Consider the following 15,430-nt stretch of genomic DNA (forward strand, 5'->3'; position numbering starts at 1 on the left):
AAGGCGCCCGAGAGGGGCGCCTGGTCTTTTCAGTAGGCCACGGTGAAGCGCTGGCGATGATGACGGGGCTGCTCGGCCTCGTCGAGCATGGCTACCGCCAGGTCTTCCAGGGAAATCCGGCTCTCGCCCTTGGCGTCGAACAGAACCTGGTCGCCGCCGAGGCGGAACTTGCCGCTGCGCTGGCCGGGTTCGAGGAGCATCGCCGGGCTGAGGAACACCCAGTCCAGTCGTTGCTCGCCGCGCAGTTGGTCGAGGGCGTCGGCGGCGCCGAGGGCGCCCTGCTTCCACTGCTCGGGGAATTCCGGGCTGTCCACCAGGCGCTGGCCGGGGGCGATCTCCAGGCTCCCGGCGCCGCCGAGAACCAGCAGGCGCGGCACGCCGGAGCGTTTCACGCCGTCGAGAATGGCCTGGCTGCCGGCGGCGTGGCGGGCGCGGAGGTCGGCGCTACCCCAGCCGCCGTTGAAAGCGCTGATGACCACCTCGTGGCCTGCCACGGCGCTGGCCACCTGGGCCGGGTCGCTGACGTCCGCCTGCACTACGCAGAGGCCGTCGCGCGCCGCCAGCTTGCTCGGGTCGCGGACCAGGGCGGTCACCGCGTGGCCGCGTTGCAGGGCTTCGTTGAGGAAATAGTGGCCGACGTGGCCGGTGGCGCCGATCAGGGCGATTTTCATGCTGCACCTTCCGTTCGAGAAATGCCGCAGAGCGGCGTCGATCAGCATCATCCGCCCTGCGCTCGCCGGGATAAACCGCTGCGCGGGGGATGCACTCGTTAGCTCAGCTTAATAATCAGACCTCCTCGCTGTCGCTCATCAGGGTCAGGCTGCGGGCCACGGCGAGGGCGATGAACAGGACCCCGATCACTCCTTCGCTGCCGGCCAGCAGGCGCGCCAGCGGGTTGATCGCCTGGATGTCGCCGTAGCCCACGGTGGTCAGGGTCACCAGGCTGTAGTAGACGAAGGTATCCAGGCCGAGTGCGCCATGGCTGGCGATGAAGCTGGCCGGCTGCATCTGTTCGACCATGTAGTAGGCGAGAGCGAAGGCCAGCGCCATCTGCAGGTAGAGTGCGCAGAGTCCGTAGAGCAGCTCGTGGGTCACCGGGCGCTCCTGGGTGACGCGGCGGAACAGCGCGGCGAACAGGGTCAGGTACAGCAGGATCAGGCTCAGCCCGCGCAGCAGGCCGGGCGGCAGGCTGGAGTAGGGACTGCTGAAGTCCGCAGTGGTGTACAGGGCCAGGCTGAACAGGCCGAAGAAGGCCGTCAGGTAGACCAGCGGACTGCGTCTGCGCAAAGTGTTCATCCCGGCCAGCACCAGCAGCAGGAGGCTGCCGAGCACCCGTGGCTTGGTGCTCGACGGCAGGCCGAGGATCGCCGTGAACAGCACGGTGGAAAAGAACAGCAGGCGGAAACGGTAACGCAGCAGCAGGGCGTTCAAGGCGGGCTCCTCGCATCGTCGAATCGACCAGCCTGGGCGCGGACCCGCCTGCCTGTCTATTGGCCTTGGGTCGGATCGAACAATTTCTGCACCACGGAAAAGTCCCGCTCCGCATAGCCCTGCTTCAGCAGCAGACGGTACAGGCTCAGCGCCAGGCTGCCCATCGGCGTGCTGCTGGCGCTGGCCTGGGCGGCTTCCTGGGCCAGCCCGAGGTCCTTGGCCATCAACTGGGCCATGAAGCCGCCGCGGTAGTCGCGCGACGCCGGAGCGTTCTCCATAACCCCCGGCCAGGGGTTGTAGACTTCCAGCGCCCAGTTGCCACCGGAGCTGCGGCGCATGATCTCGGCCAGCACCTTCGCGTCGAGGCCGTTGGCCACGCCCAGGGCCATGGCTTCTGCGGTACCGATCATCAGCACCGCGAGGAGCTGGTTGTTGCACACCTTGGCCACCTGGCCGGCGCCGTCGGGGCCGGCATGGAAGATGTTCCGACCCATGGCCTCGAACAGCGGCCGGGCCTTCTCCAGGGCTTCGGCGTCGCCGCCGACCATGAAGGTCAGGGTGCCGGCTGCCGCGCCGGCAGTGCCGCCGGACACCGGCGCGTCGAGCATCGCCAGGCCGCGCTCGCGGGCGGCGGCGTGGACCTTGCGCGCCGAGGTCGGAGCGATGGTCGAGCATTCCAGCACCAGGGTGCCGGGGGCGATGTGCGCGAGCAGGCCATCGTCGTCGAGGTACAGGCCTTCGACGTGCTGGCTGGCCGGCAGCATGCTGATGACCACGTCGGCGCCCTGCACCGCGTCGCGGGCGCTGCGGGCGGCGCTGGCGCCGGCGGCGACCAGGCCGTCGACGGCGCTCTGCACCAGGTCGAAGACGTTCAGCAGGTAGCCGGCCTTGAGCAGGTTGGTGGCCATCGGCGCGCCCATGTGGCCGAGGCCGATGAAGGCGATCTGTTTCATGGAGCTCCTCCTGTGGCGGCCGCGAGGCCTCTTGGGGATGCTGTGAAACAGCTTAGACGCTATGGACGTGGCGGGCCCGCGCCCTCCTTCGGCAGAGGGCGGCGCGGCGGATCAGAGCCCCGCCAGCGGATGCTCGCCCTCCCAGGTCGGCTCGAAGTGCGCCTCGATCACCGCCTGCGGGATCGATTCCACCTGCGGCCAATGCCAGTTCGGTGCGTTGTCGCGATCGATCAGCCTTGCGCGTACCCCCTCGGCGAAGTCCGGATGGCGCGTGCAGTTCAGGCTCATGGCGTATTCCAGGCGGAACACCTCGGCCAGCGACAGGTAGCGCGCACGCTCGATCTGCTGCCAGACCAGATGCGCGGTCATCGGGCAGCCCTCGGCCAGGGTCTTCGCGCCACGCGCAAGCAGCGGGTCGGCGTCGTCGCGCAGCGCCACCAGCGCCTGCCAGGCGCTCGCCAGGTCCGGCTGGTCGAGCAGTGCGTCCAGGCGCGGCCGGCGCGGGAGCAACTGGGCCTCCGGCAGTTCGCCGCGGGCCTCGTGTTCGAGGGCGCGAAGCAGGCTGTGAAGTTGCACTTGGGGCGACTCGTTCCAGTTCATCTGCACCAGGCCGGCGAGCAGGGCGTCCTGCTGGTCGTCGAGAAGGAAGCGGTCGGCCAGGTCGAGGTCGAGAGCGTCGCGGGCGTTCATCTGCGCCGCGCTCAGGCCGAGGAACAGGCCGAGCCTGCCGGGCAGGCGGGCGAGGAACCAGCTGGCGCCGACGTCTGGGTACAGGCCGATGCCGATCTCCGGCATCGCCAGGCGGCTGGACGGGGTGACGATGCGAATCCCGGCACCCTGCATCAGCCCCATGCCGCCACCCATCACATAGCCGTGGGCCCAGCAGATGAAGGGTTTCGGGTAGGTATGGATGCGGTAGTCGAGGCGGTATTCATCGGCGAAGAAGCGTCGCGCCAGGGCCGGTACCTCGCCGGGTTGCTCGCGGCAGGCGTCCACTAGCTTGCGCACGTCGCCGCCGGCGCAAAAGGCCTTGGCGCCGTTGCCGCGCAACAGCACGCAGGCGATGCCGGCGTCCTCGGCCCAGGCGTCGAGTTTCGCCGCCAGGGCCTCGATCATCGGCAGGGACAGGGCGTTCAGACTCTTTTCCGCATCCAGGGTGGCAATGCCGATGCGGAAGCCATGCAGGCTCGGGCGTTCTTCGAAAAGCACGTTCATGTCGGGGCTCTCGGCTCGGGCGGGCTGTGGCGCAGCCCGCCGGGTTCGATGGGAAGGCTCAGCAGTTGCGCCACTTGGGATCGCGCTTCTCGAGGAAGGCGTTGACCCCTTCGCGGGTGTCCTGGGCGTCGAACAGATCGACGAAGCGCTCGCGCTCCTCCGGCAGCCAGGTGTTCGGCGCGCGTTCGCGGGCACCCTGGATCAGCGGCTTGATGGTGCGGATCGCCACCGGGCTCTGGCGTGCCACCTTGGCCGCCAGCAGCAGGGCGGCGCCGCGCGCCTCGCCGCTGTCCACCACCTGTTCGACCAGGCCGATGCGCAGGGCGGTTTCCGCATCCACCCGCTCGTTGCAGAGGATCATCCGCTTGGCCCAGCCTTCGCCCACCAGCCAGGGCAGCGCCTGGGTCCCGCCGGCGCAGGGCAGCAGGCCCACCGCGGCCTCCGGCAGGGCCATCTGCGCCTGGCGCTCGGCGATGCGGATGTCGCAGGCGAGGGCGCACTCCAGCCCGCCGCCCATGGCGTAGCCGTTGATCGCCGCGATCGACACCCCGCGGAAATCGCGCAGCGCCTCGAAGGCTTCGCCGAAGCGGCGGGCCATCTCGCGAGCGCGGGCCTTGTCGCCGTCGGCGAACATGTTCAGGTCGGCGCCGGCGGAGAAGAACTTTGGCCCCTGGCCGGTCACTACCAGGGCGTAGATATCGTCGTCGCGGTTGAGGTGCTCGATCAGTTGGCGGAGGCCGATCAGCGAGTCGCGGTCCCAGGTGTTGGCCGGCGGGTGGTTGATGGTGATCAGCGCGGTGTGCCCGTGCTTTTCCACGGTGAGCTTGTGGGTCAGGTCGAAGGAGGAAGCCTTGTAGGGTTCGACGGCAGTGTTCATGAAGTCCCTCACTGGATCATGGGCCGGGGCGTCCCGGCACTATCGGATGCGATGGTTCGCGGCGTTCACAGCAGGCGATCGAGCATGCCGCCCTGCTCCAGCAGGCGGCGGGCGGCGATCACCCGCATGATTTCGTTGGTGCCTTCGAGGATCTGGTGCACGCGGGTGTCGCGTACCCAGCGCTCCAGCGGATAATCGTTGAGATAGCCGTAGCCGCCGTGCAGTTGCAAGGCCTCGTTGCAGACATCGAAGCAGCGGTCGGTGGCGAAGCGCTTGGCCATTGCGCAGTACAGGGTCGCCTCGGCGTCGCCGCGGTCCAGCCGGTGGGCGCCGAGGCGGACCATCTGGCGGCTGGCGGTGAGTTCGGTGAGCATGTCGGCGAGCTTGAACTGCAAGGCCTGGAAGGTCGCCAGCGGCTTGCCGAACTGCTCGCGCTCCTCGACGTAGCGCATCGACTGCTCCAGCGCCGCCTGGGCGGCGCCCAGGGAACAACTGGCGATGTTCAGGCGGCCGCCGTCGAGGCCTTTCATGGCATAGACGAAGCCCTGGCCCTCCGGGCCGATGCGGTTGCCGGCGGGGATGCGCACGCCTTCGAAGGTGATGGTGCGGGTCGGCTGCGCGCGCCAGCCCATCTTGTCCTCGTTGCGGCCGTAGCGGATGCCGGGCGCGTCGGCCGGTACCAGGAAGCAGGAGATGCCCCTGGCGCCGTCCTCGCCGGTGCGCGCCATAACGATCAGCACCTGGGTGCTGCCGGCGCCGGAAATGAAGCACTTGCTGCCGTCCAGCACGTATTCGTCGCCCTCGCGGCGGGCGCGGGTGCGCAGGCGCGCGGCGTCGGAGCCGGCATCGGGCTCGGTCAGGCAATAGGAGGCGAGCGACTCGCCGCCGATCAGGCCGGGCAGCCAGGCCTCCTTCAGCGCCGCGTCGCCGAACGAGGCGAGCATCCAGGCGGCCATGTTGTGGATGCTGATGTAGGCGGTAGTGGCCACGCAGCCGGCGGCCAGTTGCTCGAAGATCAGCGAAGTGGACAGCCGCGACAGGCCCAGGCCGCCGTCTTCCTCGGCGATGTACAGGCCGAGGTAGCCCTGTTCGGCGGCGGCGCGGATGACTTCCACCGGGAAGTGATGGTCGCGGTCCCAGTCGGCCGCCTTCGGCGCCAGTTCGTGGCGGGCGAAGGCGCGGGCGCTCTCCACCAGCAGGCGTTGTTCTTCGGTGAGGTCGAAATCCATAGGTCCTCGGGTCACTTGAGATGGATGGTCATGTTCGGGCCGGCCGACGATTCGTCGGTCGTCGGTTCATCGTCGAACCAGCGGCTGGTGACGGTCTTGGTCTCGGTATAGAAGCGCACCGCCTGCTTGCCGTAGGCGTGCAGGTCGCCGTAGAAGGAACCCTTCCAGCCGGTGAAGGAGAAGAACGGCAGCGGTACCGGGATCGGTACGTTGATACCCACCTGGCCGACCTGCACCGCGTGCTGGTAGCGCCGAGCGGCGCCGCCGGAGCGGGTGAACAGGCTTGTTCCATTGCCATAGGGGTTGGCGTTGACCAGGGCGATGGCCTCTTCCAGGCTTTCCACCTCCAGGCAGGCCAGCACCGGGCCGAAGATTTCCTCGCGGTACAGGCCCATCTTCGGCGTCACTGCGCGGAACAGGGTGGGACCGAGCCAGTTGCCGTTGGGATAGCCTTCGACCTGGCACTGCGAGCCGTCGAGCAGGCACTCGGCGCCTTCCGCCTTGCCTTCGGCGATCAGGCGCAGCACGCGCTGGCGCGCCTGCGGGCTGATCAGCGGACCATAGGCGGCGTCCGGGTCCTGCCAGTGGCCGGGGCGCAGGGCGGCCATCCGCTCGGCCAGTTCGGGAATCCACTCGCGCGCCGCGCCGACGAACACCGCCGCGCTGATCGCCATGCAGCGCTGGCCGGCGGCGCCGCAACTGGCGCCGACCAGGTTGCCGAGAACCTGGGCCTTGTTCGCGTCGGGGAGGATCACCATGTGGTTCTTCGCCCCGGCGAAGGCCTGCACCCGCTTCAGGTGCGCGGTGCCGGTGCGGTACACGTGCTGGCCGACGGCGACCGAGCCGACGAAGGAAATCGCCCGGATGTCCGGGTGGGTGAGGAGGGCATCGACCTGCTCGCGGCCGCCATGGATCACCTGCAGCACGCCCTTCGGCGCGCCGGCCTCGAGGAACAGCTCGGCGAGGCGGTTGGGTGTCAGCGGATCCTGTTCGGAGGGCTTGAGGACGAAGGTGTTGCCGCAGGCGATGGCCAGCGGGAACATCCACAGCGGGATCATCGCCGGGAAATTGAACGGGGTGATCCCGGCGCACACGCCGAGGGGCTGGATCCAACTGGCGGTGTCGATCTCGCGGGCGACGTTTTCCACCGTCTCGCCCATCATCAGGCTGGCCACGTTGGCGGCGTGTTCGACCACCTCGATGCCGCGCCACACGTCGCCCTTGGCATCGGCGAGGTTCTTGCCGGTCTCCCGGGCCAGCAGTTCGCCGAGTTCGTCGTGGTGTTCCTTGAGCAGGTGCTGGTAGCGCAGCATCAACCGCGCTCGCTCGGGAGCCGGGACTTCGCGCCAGGTCTCGAAGGCGCGCTGGGCGCTGGCGATGGCCTGCTCGATCTCGTCGGCGGTGGCCTTCGGCGCCAGCGCGAGGACGTCCTGGGTCGCCGGATCGGTGACTTCGACCAGCTCGCGGGAACGGCTGCCGCGCCATTCGCCGTCGATCAGCTGGGGGATTGCCTTGGCCATCGTCGCCTCCGCTTCCCGGTGGACCGGGATGTTGTTTTGAGTCGTTATAGCCGGCCGCAAGCCGCCTGTGGATTGACGATCTTGCGCAAGGGATGGACGATCTTGGGATTCAGACTACCGAGTCGCGTCGCCGTGAAGCGTTCCGTACAGACCTCCGCCTGGCCCCTGCCCAACCAGGGTGTGCGTTTCATCACGCCGCCCCGCCTGCGTCGCGCCCTGGCCCGCCATCCGCTCGGCCAGGCCTGCTACCCGCTGGCCCTCGGTTACTATCCGGAGGCGCATGGCCACCACATGCAGCGGCGCGCGCCGGACGACAACCTGTTGATCTACTGCCGGGCCGGACGCGGCTGGCTGGAGTGTGCCGGCGAGCGCGTCGAGGTCGGCGGCGGCGACCTGCTGGTCCTGCCCAAGGGCCGGGAACATGCCTACGGCGCCGACTCGCAGCGGCCCTGGAGCATCTACTGGGTACATTTCGAAGGCGGACTGGCGGAGGATTTCCTGCGTCCGCTGGGCAGCGCCCCGCGCCTGCGCCTGGGCATGCAGCCGCGCCTGCTGGCGGAGTTCGATGCGCTGCTGGCGCTGCGTCGCCAGGGCCTCAGCCTGCCGCACTTCATCCATGCCGCGCACCTGTTGCAGGGCCTGCTCACTTCGCTGGCGGTGCGTCCGGCGCGGGCCAGCCTGAAATCCGGACGGGTGCTGGACATCGACGCGGTGCAGGCGCTGATGCGCGCGCACCTGCACGACAGCCTCAACCTCGACGAGCTGGCGGCGCAGTTCAAGCTGTCGCGCTTCCATTTCGCCAAGACCTATCGCGCCCTGACCGGCCAGGCGCCGATCCAGGATTTCATCCAGATGAAGATGGCCCATGCCTGCCGCCTGCTCGACGAGGGCGCGCTGGAGGTGCGGCAGATCGCCGAGCAGCTCGGCTACGCCGATCCCTATTACTTCTCGCGGCTGTTCCGCAAGGTGGTGGGCATGGCGCCCAGTCACTACCGGGCGCTGCACCAGGGCTAGTGCTCCGGGCATAATGCTGCATCCTGCCCGTGGGCCGAGACCGACAAGGATCGTCGATGCGCAAACCCCTATCGCTCTACCACCCCTGGCTCTACTGGCTGCGGGTCTGGCAACGACGTCTCTGGCGGCACTGCCGCTGGCGTCTTGGCGGCCGTCGCTACGTGCGGTTGCCATCGATCGACGAGCGCCTGCCGTACCGCTACATCAAGCACACCTCGAAGTTGATCCGCCGCCTCGGCGACAGCGACCTCGCCCTGCAACGCAACAAGGTGGTCAACCTGCGCCTGGCGGTGGACTGCATGAACGGCGTGAGCATCGGCCCCGGCGAGTACTTCTCGTTCTGCCGGCTGGTCGGTCGGCCCAGCGCCCGGCGTGGCTTCGTCGAAGGTATGGAGTTGTCCTTCGGCGAGGCGCGCAGCGGAATCGGCGGCGGCATCTGCCAACTGAGCAACCTGATCCACTGGATGGCCCTGCATTCCCCGCTGCGCGTGGTGGAGCGGGCCAACCACAGCTTCGACCCGTTTCCCGACGAGGGACGGATCCTGCCGTTCGGCTCGGGCGCGGCGATCTTCTACAACTTCATCGACCTGGTGCTGCACAATCCGACGGCGGATACCTTCCAGCTGCGCTTCCATATCGCCGCCCACCAACTGGAAGGCGAACTGCTGTGCAGCGCGCCGCGCCCTGTGCGCTACCACGTCTATGAGAGGGCCCAGCGCTTTGTCCGCGACGGCGATGCGGTGCTGAGGCTCAACGAGATCTGGCGCGACATCCGGGAAAAGGGCCAGGCCGGCACCCTGCTGGCCAGCGAGTGCCTGTACCGCAACCGGGTGCGCGTGAAGTATCCGGTGGAAGAGGCCCGCCTGTCCCGAGATTGACAAGCGCGGCGGGCTTTTCTACGGTTCCGCGGCCACAGGCTGTCGGCGACCTTCTGAAAAAGGCCGGACGACTTTTTCAGTACCGAGACAGGGGGTTCCATGACCGATAACGACGACCGCATCAAGCTCGAGGCGAGTTGGAAGGAAGCGCTGCGCGAGGAATTCGACAAGCCCTACATGAAGCAACTGGGCGAGTTCCTGCGCCAGGAGAAGGCCGCCGGCAAGGTGATCTTTCCGCCCGGGCCATTGATCTTCAACGCGCTGAACACCACGCCGCTGGAGAACGTCAAGGTGGTGATCATCGGCCAGGATCCCTACCACGGACCAGGCCAGGCCCACGGCCTGTGCTTCTCGGTGCAGCCCGGCGTGCCGACGCCGCCGTCCTTGCAGAACATCTACAAGGAACTCAACCGCGACCTGAACATCCCGATTCCCAACAACGGCTACCTGCAGCGCTGGGCGGAGCAGGGCGTGCTGTTGCTCAATACCTCCCTGACCGTCGAGCAGGCCAAGGCCGGCTCCCACGCCAATGCCGGCTGGCAGCCGTTCACCGACCGCGTCATCGAGGTGGTCAACGAGCGTTGCGAGCGCCTGGTGTTCCTGCTCTGGGGCAGCCACGCGCAGAGCAAGCAGAAGCTGATCGACCCGCAGCGCCACCTGATTCTCAAGTCGGCGCACCCGTCGCCGTTGTCGGCCTACCGCGGTTTCCTCGGCAACGGCCACTTCAGCCGCACCAACAAGTTCCTCGAGCAGAACGGCAAGACGCCTATCGACTGGTCGCTGCCGGACCTCTGAAGGCCGCTGTCGCCCAGCTCTTCACATGGTGGGCGCCGCTGTGTGCCTCTGACCGCGCCCGGAAAAAAAAGCCCGCACGAGGCGGGCTGGAAAACGCCACACATCCAGTGTGGCGGCGTGGCTCGATCAGCCGGCGCGCTTCCTCCAGTAGCGGAAGCACGGCTCGGCGAGGAACAGCACCAGCAATAGCCTCAGTACCTGCAAGGCGGTGACCAGCGGCACCGAGAGCTGCAAGGCTTCGGCGGTCAGGCTCAGCTCGGCGATGCCGCCGGGCATCATGCCGAGCATCAGCGACTGGTGGTCGAGGGTGGTCAGCCAGCCGAGCAACTCGGCGGCGAGCGCCGCGGCGAACATCATCCACAGCGTGCAGACCAGGGTACGACTGACGAAGGCTGGAGCGCTGCGGAAGAAACTGCGGTTGAAATGGCAACCCAGGGCGCTGCCGATCAGCCACTGGCCGACGCCGCTGGAACCGGCCGGCAGGCCGATATGCAGGTCGAAGCCGAGGCTGACGCCGGCCGCCAGCAACAGCGGGCCGAGCAGCCAGGGATTGGGTTGGCGCAACTTCTGCCAGCCCAGCGCGACCAGCGCCCCGGCCGGGAACAGCAGGGCCAGCCAGTGCCAGTCCACCGGCGCGGCCTGGTGCGGGCCTGGCTGGCCGCCGCCGAGCAGGTACTGGAACGCCGCCGGCACCAGCAGCACTACCAGCAACAGGCGCAGGCTCTGCGCTGCGGCGACGCGGCTGAGCACCGCGCCGTGGCGCTGCCCGAGGTTGACCATCTCGCTGGCACCACCGGGCATGCTGGCGAAGAACGCGGTGGCGCGGTCCTCGCCGCTGCGGCGCATGAAGGCGATCGCCAGCACGCTGGAAAGCGTGGTGGCCACGGCGCCGAAGACGATGATCACGCTATGCGCCAGCACTTGCTCGATCACTGCCGGGGTGAAGTGCAGGCCGATGCCGATGCCGACGATCCATTGCCCGCACTTGCGTGCCCCCGGCACTTCGGCCAGCGGCAGGTCGGCCAGGCAACGCACCAGCATCACCGCAAGCAGCGAGCCGATCATCCACGGCAGCGGCCAGCCGACCAGGCTTGCCAGCCAGCCGCCAAGGGCGCCCACCAGCGGCGTCGCCCAGTACAGCCTCCAGGTGACGCGCTCAGGCATCGGCCAGCCCTGTCGCGCGACGGGCCACGCGGCGGCGCCAGGCGCGGACCAGCGGCAACAGCAGCATTACCACCACCAGCGCCCAGGTCACCAGGCTGATCGGGCTCGACCAGAGGATGCCCAGTTCACCGTTGGAGATCGACAGCGCGCGGCGCAGGTTCTGCTCCATCAGTCCACCGAGGATGAAGCCCAGCAGCAGCGGCGAGAGCGGGAAGTCGAGCTTGCGCAGGATATAGCCGATCACGCCGATGCCGACCATCAGGAACAGGTCGAAGGTGGTCGCATGCACGCCGTACACGCCGATCCCGGTGATGATCGCGATGGCCGGCACCAGGGCCCAGTTCGGCACCGCGAGGATGCGGGTGAATACGCGGACCATCGGCACGTTGAGGATGATCAGCATGACGTTGGCGATGAACAGCGAGGCGATCAGGCCCCAGACGATGTCCGGTTGCTGCTGGAACAGCAGCGGGCCGGGAGTGATGTTGTACAGGGTCAGGGCGCCGATCATCACCGCAGTGGTACCCGAGCCGGGCACGCCGAGGGTCAGCATCGGCACCATGGCGCCGCAGGCGGAGGCGCCGATGGCGGTCTCGGGAGCGGCCAGGCCGCGCATGTCGCCCTTGCCGAACTCGCCCTTGGCACCGGCCAGCTTCTTCTCGGTCATATAGGCCACCGCGCTTGCCAGGGTCGCGCCGGCGCCGGGCAGTACGCCCATGACGAAACCGAGCAGACCGCAGCGCAGGTTGACCAGGAATACGCTGGCGGCCTCCTTGAAGTTGAACAGCATGCGTCCGGTGGCTTTCACCGCCTCCTGGCCGTGGTGGGTCTTCTCCAGCAGCAGGAGGATCTCGCTGACCGAGAACAGGCCCAGCACCAGGACCACGAACTGGATGCCGTCGGCGAGGTGGATGCTGTCCCCGGTGAAGCGGTACACGCCGCTGTTGGCGTCGATCCCGACGCTCGACAGGAACAGCCCGAGCAGCGCCGCCAGCAGGGTCTTCAGCGGGCGGTCGCCGGCCATCCCGCCGAGGCAGACGATGGCGAACACCATCAGCACGAAATATTCCGCCGGACCGAAGGCGATCGCCCACTTGGCCAGCAGCGGGGCGAACAGGACCATCCCGCAGGTGGCGATGAAAGCGCCAATGAACGAACTCCAGGCCGACAGCGACAGGGCCACGCCGGCCAGGCCCTTGCGTGCCATCGGGTAGCCGTCGAGGGTGGTCATCACGGTCGAGGCTTCGCCGGGGATGTTGAGCAGGATCGAGCTGATCCGCCCGCCGTATTCGCAGCCCAGGTATACGGCGGCGAGCAGGATCAGCGCGGTTTCCGGCGGCAGGCCGAGGGCGAAGGCCACCGGGATCAGCAGTGCCACGCCGTTGATCGGACCGAGGCCTGGCAGCAGGCCTACGATGGTGCCGATCAGGGTGCCGATCAGCGCGGTGATCAGGTTGGTCGGCGTCATCGCGACGCCGAAGCCCTGGCCGAGGTAGTTCAAGGTTTCCATCACGAAGTCCTCACAGCGGCAGGAAGTCGAGAACGCCCAGCGGCAGCGGGACGTCCAGGGCGCGGTCGAACAGCCAGTAGAGGCCGATCCCGAGCAGGCTCGCGGTGACCACCGCAGGGATTGGCCGGGCGCCGTAGAGAATGGCCATGCAGGAGCCGACCAGGGCGGCGCTGAGCATGAAGCCGAGCGTTTCGAACAGGCCGGCGAACACCAGCAGCAGGGCGATGCAGGCGAGCACCTTGAGCAGCACGGCGCCGCCCAGCGGTTGTTCGTCCTCGGCGTGGCGGATCGGCGTCGGCCGCGCGATCAGCCACGCCAGGCCGGCGCCCATCAGCGCCAGGCAGAGCAGCGGGTAGGCGCGCGGGCCGACCGGTTCGTAGGAAAACGGCGCCTGGTAACGCCAGCCGGCGACCGCCAGGCCGACGCAGGCGAGCAGCCAGAGCCCGGCGAACAGGCGCTGGTACAGGTTGGAACGGGTCATGGGACGATCCTCGTGGCGCGGCCGGGGTCCGGCCGCGCGCGGGCTGGCTTACTGGATCAGGCCGAAGTCCTTGGCCAGTTGCTTGTACTGCTGGACCTGCTGCTTCACGTAGCCGTCGAGTTCCTCGCCGGTCATGGCGAAGGGGAACAGCTCGCGCTGGTCGCGCAGCTTGGCGAAGTCCTCGGAGGCCAGCAGTTGGTCGAAGGCGTTCTTCCACCAGGCGTAGTCTTCGTCGCTGACCTTCGGCCCGAGGTAGAACCCGCGAACCACCGGCCAGACGATGTCGTAGCCCTGTTCCTTGGCGGTGGGGATGTTGGCCATCGCCGCCTCCGGCAGGCGTTCTTCGGAGAACACCGCGAGCAGGCGCATGTCGCCGCTCAGGATGTGCGGCATGGAGTCGGAAATGTCGGTGCTGCCGACCTGGATGTGCCCGCCGAGCAGCGCGGTGGCGATCTCGCCGCCGCCTTCCAGGGCCACGTAGCGCAGGTCGCGCGGATTGATCCCGGCGGCCTTGGCGATCAGCGCGGTCTGCATCCAGTCCTGGCTGCCGACGGTGCCGCCGGAGCCGATCACCACCTTGCTCGGGTCGGCCTTGAGCGCCTTCACCAGGTCGTCGAGGTTCTTGTAGGGCGAGTCGGTGCGCACCGCGATGGCGCCGTAGCTGGTGCCGATGGCGGCCAGCCATTTCACCGCGTTCTCGTCGAAGCGGCCGAACTTGCCCTGGGCCAGGTTCAGCAGCGAGCCGCTGGAGAAGGCGGTGATGGTGCCGGCGTCGCCCGGGCGTTGGGCGACCACCGCGTTATAGGCGACCGCGCCGACGCCGCCGGGCATGTAGGTGACGCGCATCGGCTTGCTCAGCAGCTTGGCCTCGACCAGGGCGCTCTGGGCCAGCTTGCAGGTGAGGTCGAAACCGCCGCCGGGGGACGCCGGGGCGATGCATTCGGGACGCTTGGGTTCGGCCACGGCGGCGCCGGCCAGCAGCAGGCCGGCGGCAACCAAGGCGAGGGGACGAAAAGACAGTTTCATCATCATCGGTGCTCCTGTGGAGTTCTTGTTCTGGCTTACCAGATCGGCAGGGTATAGCTGACGATCAGGCGGTTCTCATCGATGTCGCGGGTGAAATTGGAACGGAAGGTCGCGTTGCGCCAGCGGATTCCGAGGTTCTTCAGCGCGCCGCTCTGGAACACGTACTGCAGTTCGGTGTTGCGTTCCCATTCGCGGCCTTCGCCGCGCTGCCCGGCGAGTTCGACATTGTCGCCCTTGACGTAGCGGGTCATGAAGGTCAGGCCGGGAATGCCGAGGCCGACGAAGTCGTAGTCGTAGCGCAGTTGCCAGGAACGCTCCTTGGGGCCGGCGAAGTCGTTGACCTGGACGAAGTTGACCAGGTACGGGTTGCTGCCTTCCAGGTAGGGGAAGGCGTCGTCGCCGTTCATTCGCTGCCAGGCCGCACCGAAGGCATGGTTGCCAAGGCTGTAGGTGAACATGCCGTTGAGCGACTTGTTGTCGATGCCGCCGGCCTTGGCCGAGCCGCTGTCGGTGCTGCGGGCGAAGCGCAGGTCGCTGGTCAGTTCGCCGGGACCGATCGGCCAGCTGTGCAGCAGGCCGACGAAGTGCTGGCGGTAGACGTCCTGCAGGTTGCTGTAGTGATAGCTGGCGGTGAGTTGGTCGGTGAGCTTGTAGTCCAGTCCGCCGAGGTCGAAGTGATCGGCGCTGACCCCGGCGAAGCGGCCGTTCTTGTCGTTCAGCGCGAGGTCCTCGGAGTCGCTGGAGTCGCGGATCTTGGTCTTTTCCAGGCGCCCGGCGGTGAAGCCGAGGTCCTTTATCTCCTTCGAGGTGAGCAGCGCGCCTTCGAATATCTGCGGGAAGATCCGCCCGTTGTTCGGTTGTACCGATGGCAGCTTCGGAATCAGCGTGCCGACCTTCAGCTCGCTCTGCGAGACCTTGACCTTGGCGGTCAGGCCCAGTTTCGAGTAGGTGTCCGGCGCGCGGCCGTCGGAATCCTTCGGCAGCAGTCCGGTACCGCTGCGGCCGCGGCCGGAGTCGAGCTTGACGCCGAGCATGCCCATGGCGTCGAGGCCGAAGCCGACGGTGCCCTGGGTGTAGCCGGACTGCAGGTTGAGGATGAAGCCTTGCGCCCACTCCTCGCGCTTGGACTGGCCGGGGCCGTCGCGGAAGTCGCGGTTCATGTAGAAGTTGCGGGTTTCCAGGCTGGCCTTGCTGTCTTCGAGGAAGCCGGCGGCGTTGCCCAGGGGCGCGATGCCGGCGAGCACGACGGCGGTGGTGGTCAGGGTGGTGCTGCGGGACGAACGTACAGACCTTGCGGCCTGCGGCAGGGAAGTCGACATGCAGTGGTCTCCGATTCT

The 15,430-nt window shown here is 67.9% G+C and carries 15 protein-coding genes; 3 read left to right on the forward strand and 12 right to left on the reverse strand.

What is annotated here, in order from left to right; genetic code table 11:
* Nucleotides 1-29 precede the first annotated feature (29 nt).
* From HMPREF3014_RS20880 to HMPREF3014_RS20910, 7 genes are all read right to left on the reverse strand, one after another.
* Complete coding sequence (locus HMPREF3014_RS20880; RefSeq protein ID WP_003110820.1) at nucleotides 30-671, reverse strand: NAD(P)-dependent oxidoreductase; 642 nt, start codon at nucleotides 669-671, stop codon at nucleotides 30-32.
* 115 nt (nucleotides 672-786) lie between these two features.
* Nucleotides 787-1,431: a potassium channel family protein gene (locus tag HMPREF3014_RS20885; protein ID WP_003085490.1), complete on the reverse strand. Its 645-nt coding sequence runs from the start codon at nucleotides 1,429-1,431 to the stop codon at nucleotides 787-789.
* A 56-nt stretch (nucleotides 1,432-1,487) separates the two neighbouring features.
* Nucleotides 1,488-2,384, reverse strand: a complete 897-nt coding sequence (mmsB, locus tag HMPREF3014_RS20890) for a 3-hydroxyisobutyrate dehydrogenase (protein WP_009875968.1) — start codon at nucleotides 2,382-2,384, stop codon at nucleotides 1,488-1,490.
* Between the two features lie 111 nt (nucleotides 2,385-2,495).
* Nucleotides 2,496-3,599, reverse strand: coding sequence for an enoyl-CoA hydratase/isomerase family protein (locus HMPREF3014_RS20895; RefSeq protein ID WP_003114169.1), 1,104 nt, complete (start codon nucleotides 3,597-3,599; stop codon nucleotides 2,496-2,498).
* A gap of 58 nt (nucleotides 3,600-3,657) precedes the next feature.
* Nucleotides 3,658-4,476 (reverse strand): enoyl-CoA hydratase, encoded by an 819-nt coding sequence (locus HMPREF3014_RS20900; protein WP_003085498.1) that lies wholly within the window; start codon nucleotides 4,474-4,476, stop codon nucleotides 3,658-3,660.
* Nucleotides 4,477-4,541: 65 nt separating this feature from the next.
* Nucleotides 4,542-5,705, reverse strand: coding sequence for an isobutyryl-CoA dehydrogenase (locus HMPREF3014_RS20905; RefSeq protein ID WP_009875969.1), 1,164 nt, complete (start codon nucleotides 5,703-5,705; stop codon nucleotides 4,542-4,544).
* A gap of 11 nt (nucleotides 5,706-5,716) precedes the next feature.
* Nucleotides 5,717-7,225 carry a CoA-acylating methylmalonate-semialdehyde dehydrogenase gene (locus HMPREF3014_RS20910; RefSeq protein ID WP_003116510.1) on the reverse strand — a complete coding sequence of 503 codons (1,509 nt, stop codon included), beginning with the start codon at nucleotides 7,223-7,225 and terminating at the stop codon, nucleotides 5,717-5,719.
* Between the two features lie 132 nt (nucleotides 7,226-7,357).
* On the opposite strand from HMPREF3014_RS20910, the gene HMPREF3014_RS20915 reads away from it, so the two are divergent.
* The 3 genes from HMPREF3014_RS20915 (at nucleotide 7,358) to ung (ending at nucleotide 9,912) form a co-directional block, all read left to right on the forward strand.
* Nucleotides 7,358-8,239 carry an AraC family transcriptional regulator gene (locus tag HMPREF3014_RS20915; RefSeq protein ID WP_003106441.1) on the forward strand — a complete coding sequence of 294 codons (882 nt, stop codon included), beginning with the start codon at nucleotides 7,358-7,360 and terminating at the stop codon, nucleotides 8,237-8,239.
* 56 nt (nucleotides 8,240-8,295) lie between these two features.
* Nucleotides 8,296-9,117, forward strand: a complete 822-nt coding sequence (locus tag HMPREF3014_RS20920) for a VanW family protein (RefSeq protein ID WP_003106439.1) — start codon at nucleotides 8,296-8,298, stop codon at nucleotides 9,115-9,117.
* Nucleotides 9,118-9,216: 99 nt separating this feature from the next.
* The gene (gene ung / locus HMPREF3014_RS20925; RefSeq protein ID WP_003106436.1) at nucleotides 9,217-9,912 is read left to right on the forward strand and encodes a uracil-DNA glycosylase; all 696 of its coding nucleotides are present in this window, start codon (nucleotides 9,217-9,219) and stop codon (nucleotides 9,910-9,912) included.
* Between the two features lie 126 nt (nucleotides 9,913-10,038).
* On the opposite strand, the gene HMPREF3014_RS20930 is transcribed toward ung, so the two are convergent.
* Genes HMPREF3014_RS20930 through HMPREF3014_RS20950 form a run of 5 tightly spaced genes read right to left on the reverse strand, consistent with a single transcriptional unit; the run spans nucleotide 10,039 to nucleotide 15,412 of the window.
* Complete coding sequence (locus HMPREF3014_RS20930) at nucleotides 10,039-11,076, reverse strand: AbrB family transcriptional regulator (RefSeq protein WP_003114172.1); 1,038 nt, start codon at nucleotides 11,074-11,076, stop codon at nucleotides 10,039-10,041.
* Entirely contained in the window at nucleotides 11,069-12,586 is a 1,518-nt protein-coding gene (locus HMPREF3014_RS20935; protein WP_003116509.1) for a tripartite tricarboxylate transporter permease, read from the reverse strand. The genes HMPREF3014_RS20930 and HMPREF3014_RS20935 overlap by 8 nt, the downstream gene beginning before the upstream one ends.
* 10 nt (nucleotides 12,587-12,596) lie before the next feature.
* Nucleotides 12,597-13,067 carry a tripartite tricarboxylate transporter TctB family protein gene (locus HMPREF3014_RS20940; protein ID WP_023087764.1) on the reverse strand — a complete coding sequence of 157 codons (471 nt, stop codon included), beginning with the start codon at nucleotides 13,065-13,067 and terminating at the stop codon, nucleotides 12,597-12,599.
* Nucleotides 13,068-13,115: 48 nt separating this feature from the next.
* Entirely contained in the window at nucleotides 13,116-14,099 is a 984-nt protein-coding gene (locus tag HMPREF3014_RS20945) for a tripartite tricarboxylate transporter substrate binding protein (protein WP_003085519.1), read from the reverse strand.
* Nucleotides 14,100-14,128: 29 nt separating this feature from the next.
* Nucleotides 14,129-15,412, reverse strand: a complete 1,284-nt coding sequence (locus HMPREF3014_RS20950) for an OprD family porin (protein WP_003116508.1) — start codon at nucleotides 15,410-15,412, stop codon at nucleotides 14,129-14,131.
* Between the last annotated feature and the right edge of the window lie 18 nt (nucleotides 15,413-15,430).

The sequence above is a fragment of the Pseudomonas sp. HMSC065H01 genome (genome assembly GCF_001815235.1).
GTDB classification, from domain to species: domain Bacteria; phylum Pseudomonadota; class Gammaproteobacteria; order Pseudomonadales; family Pseudomonadaceae; genus Pseudomonas; species Pseudomonas aeruginosa.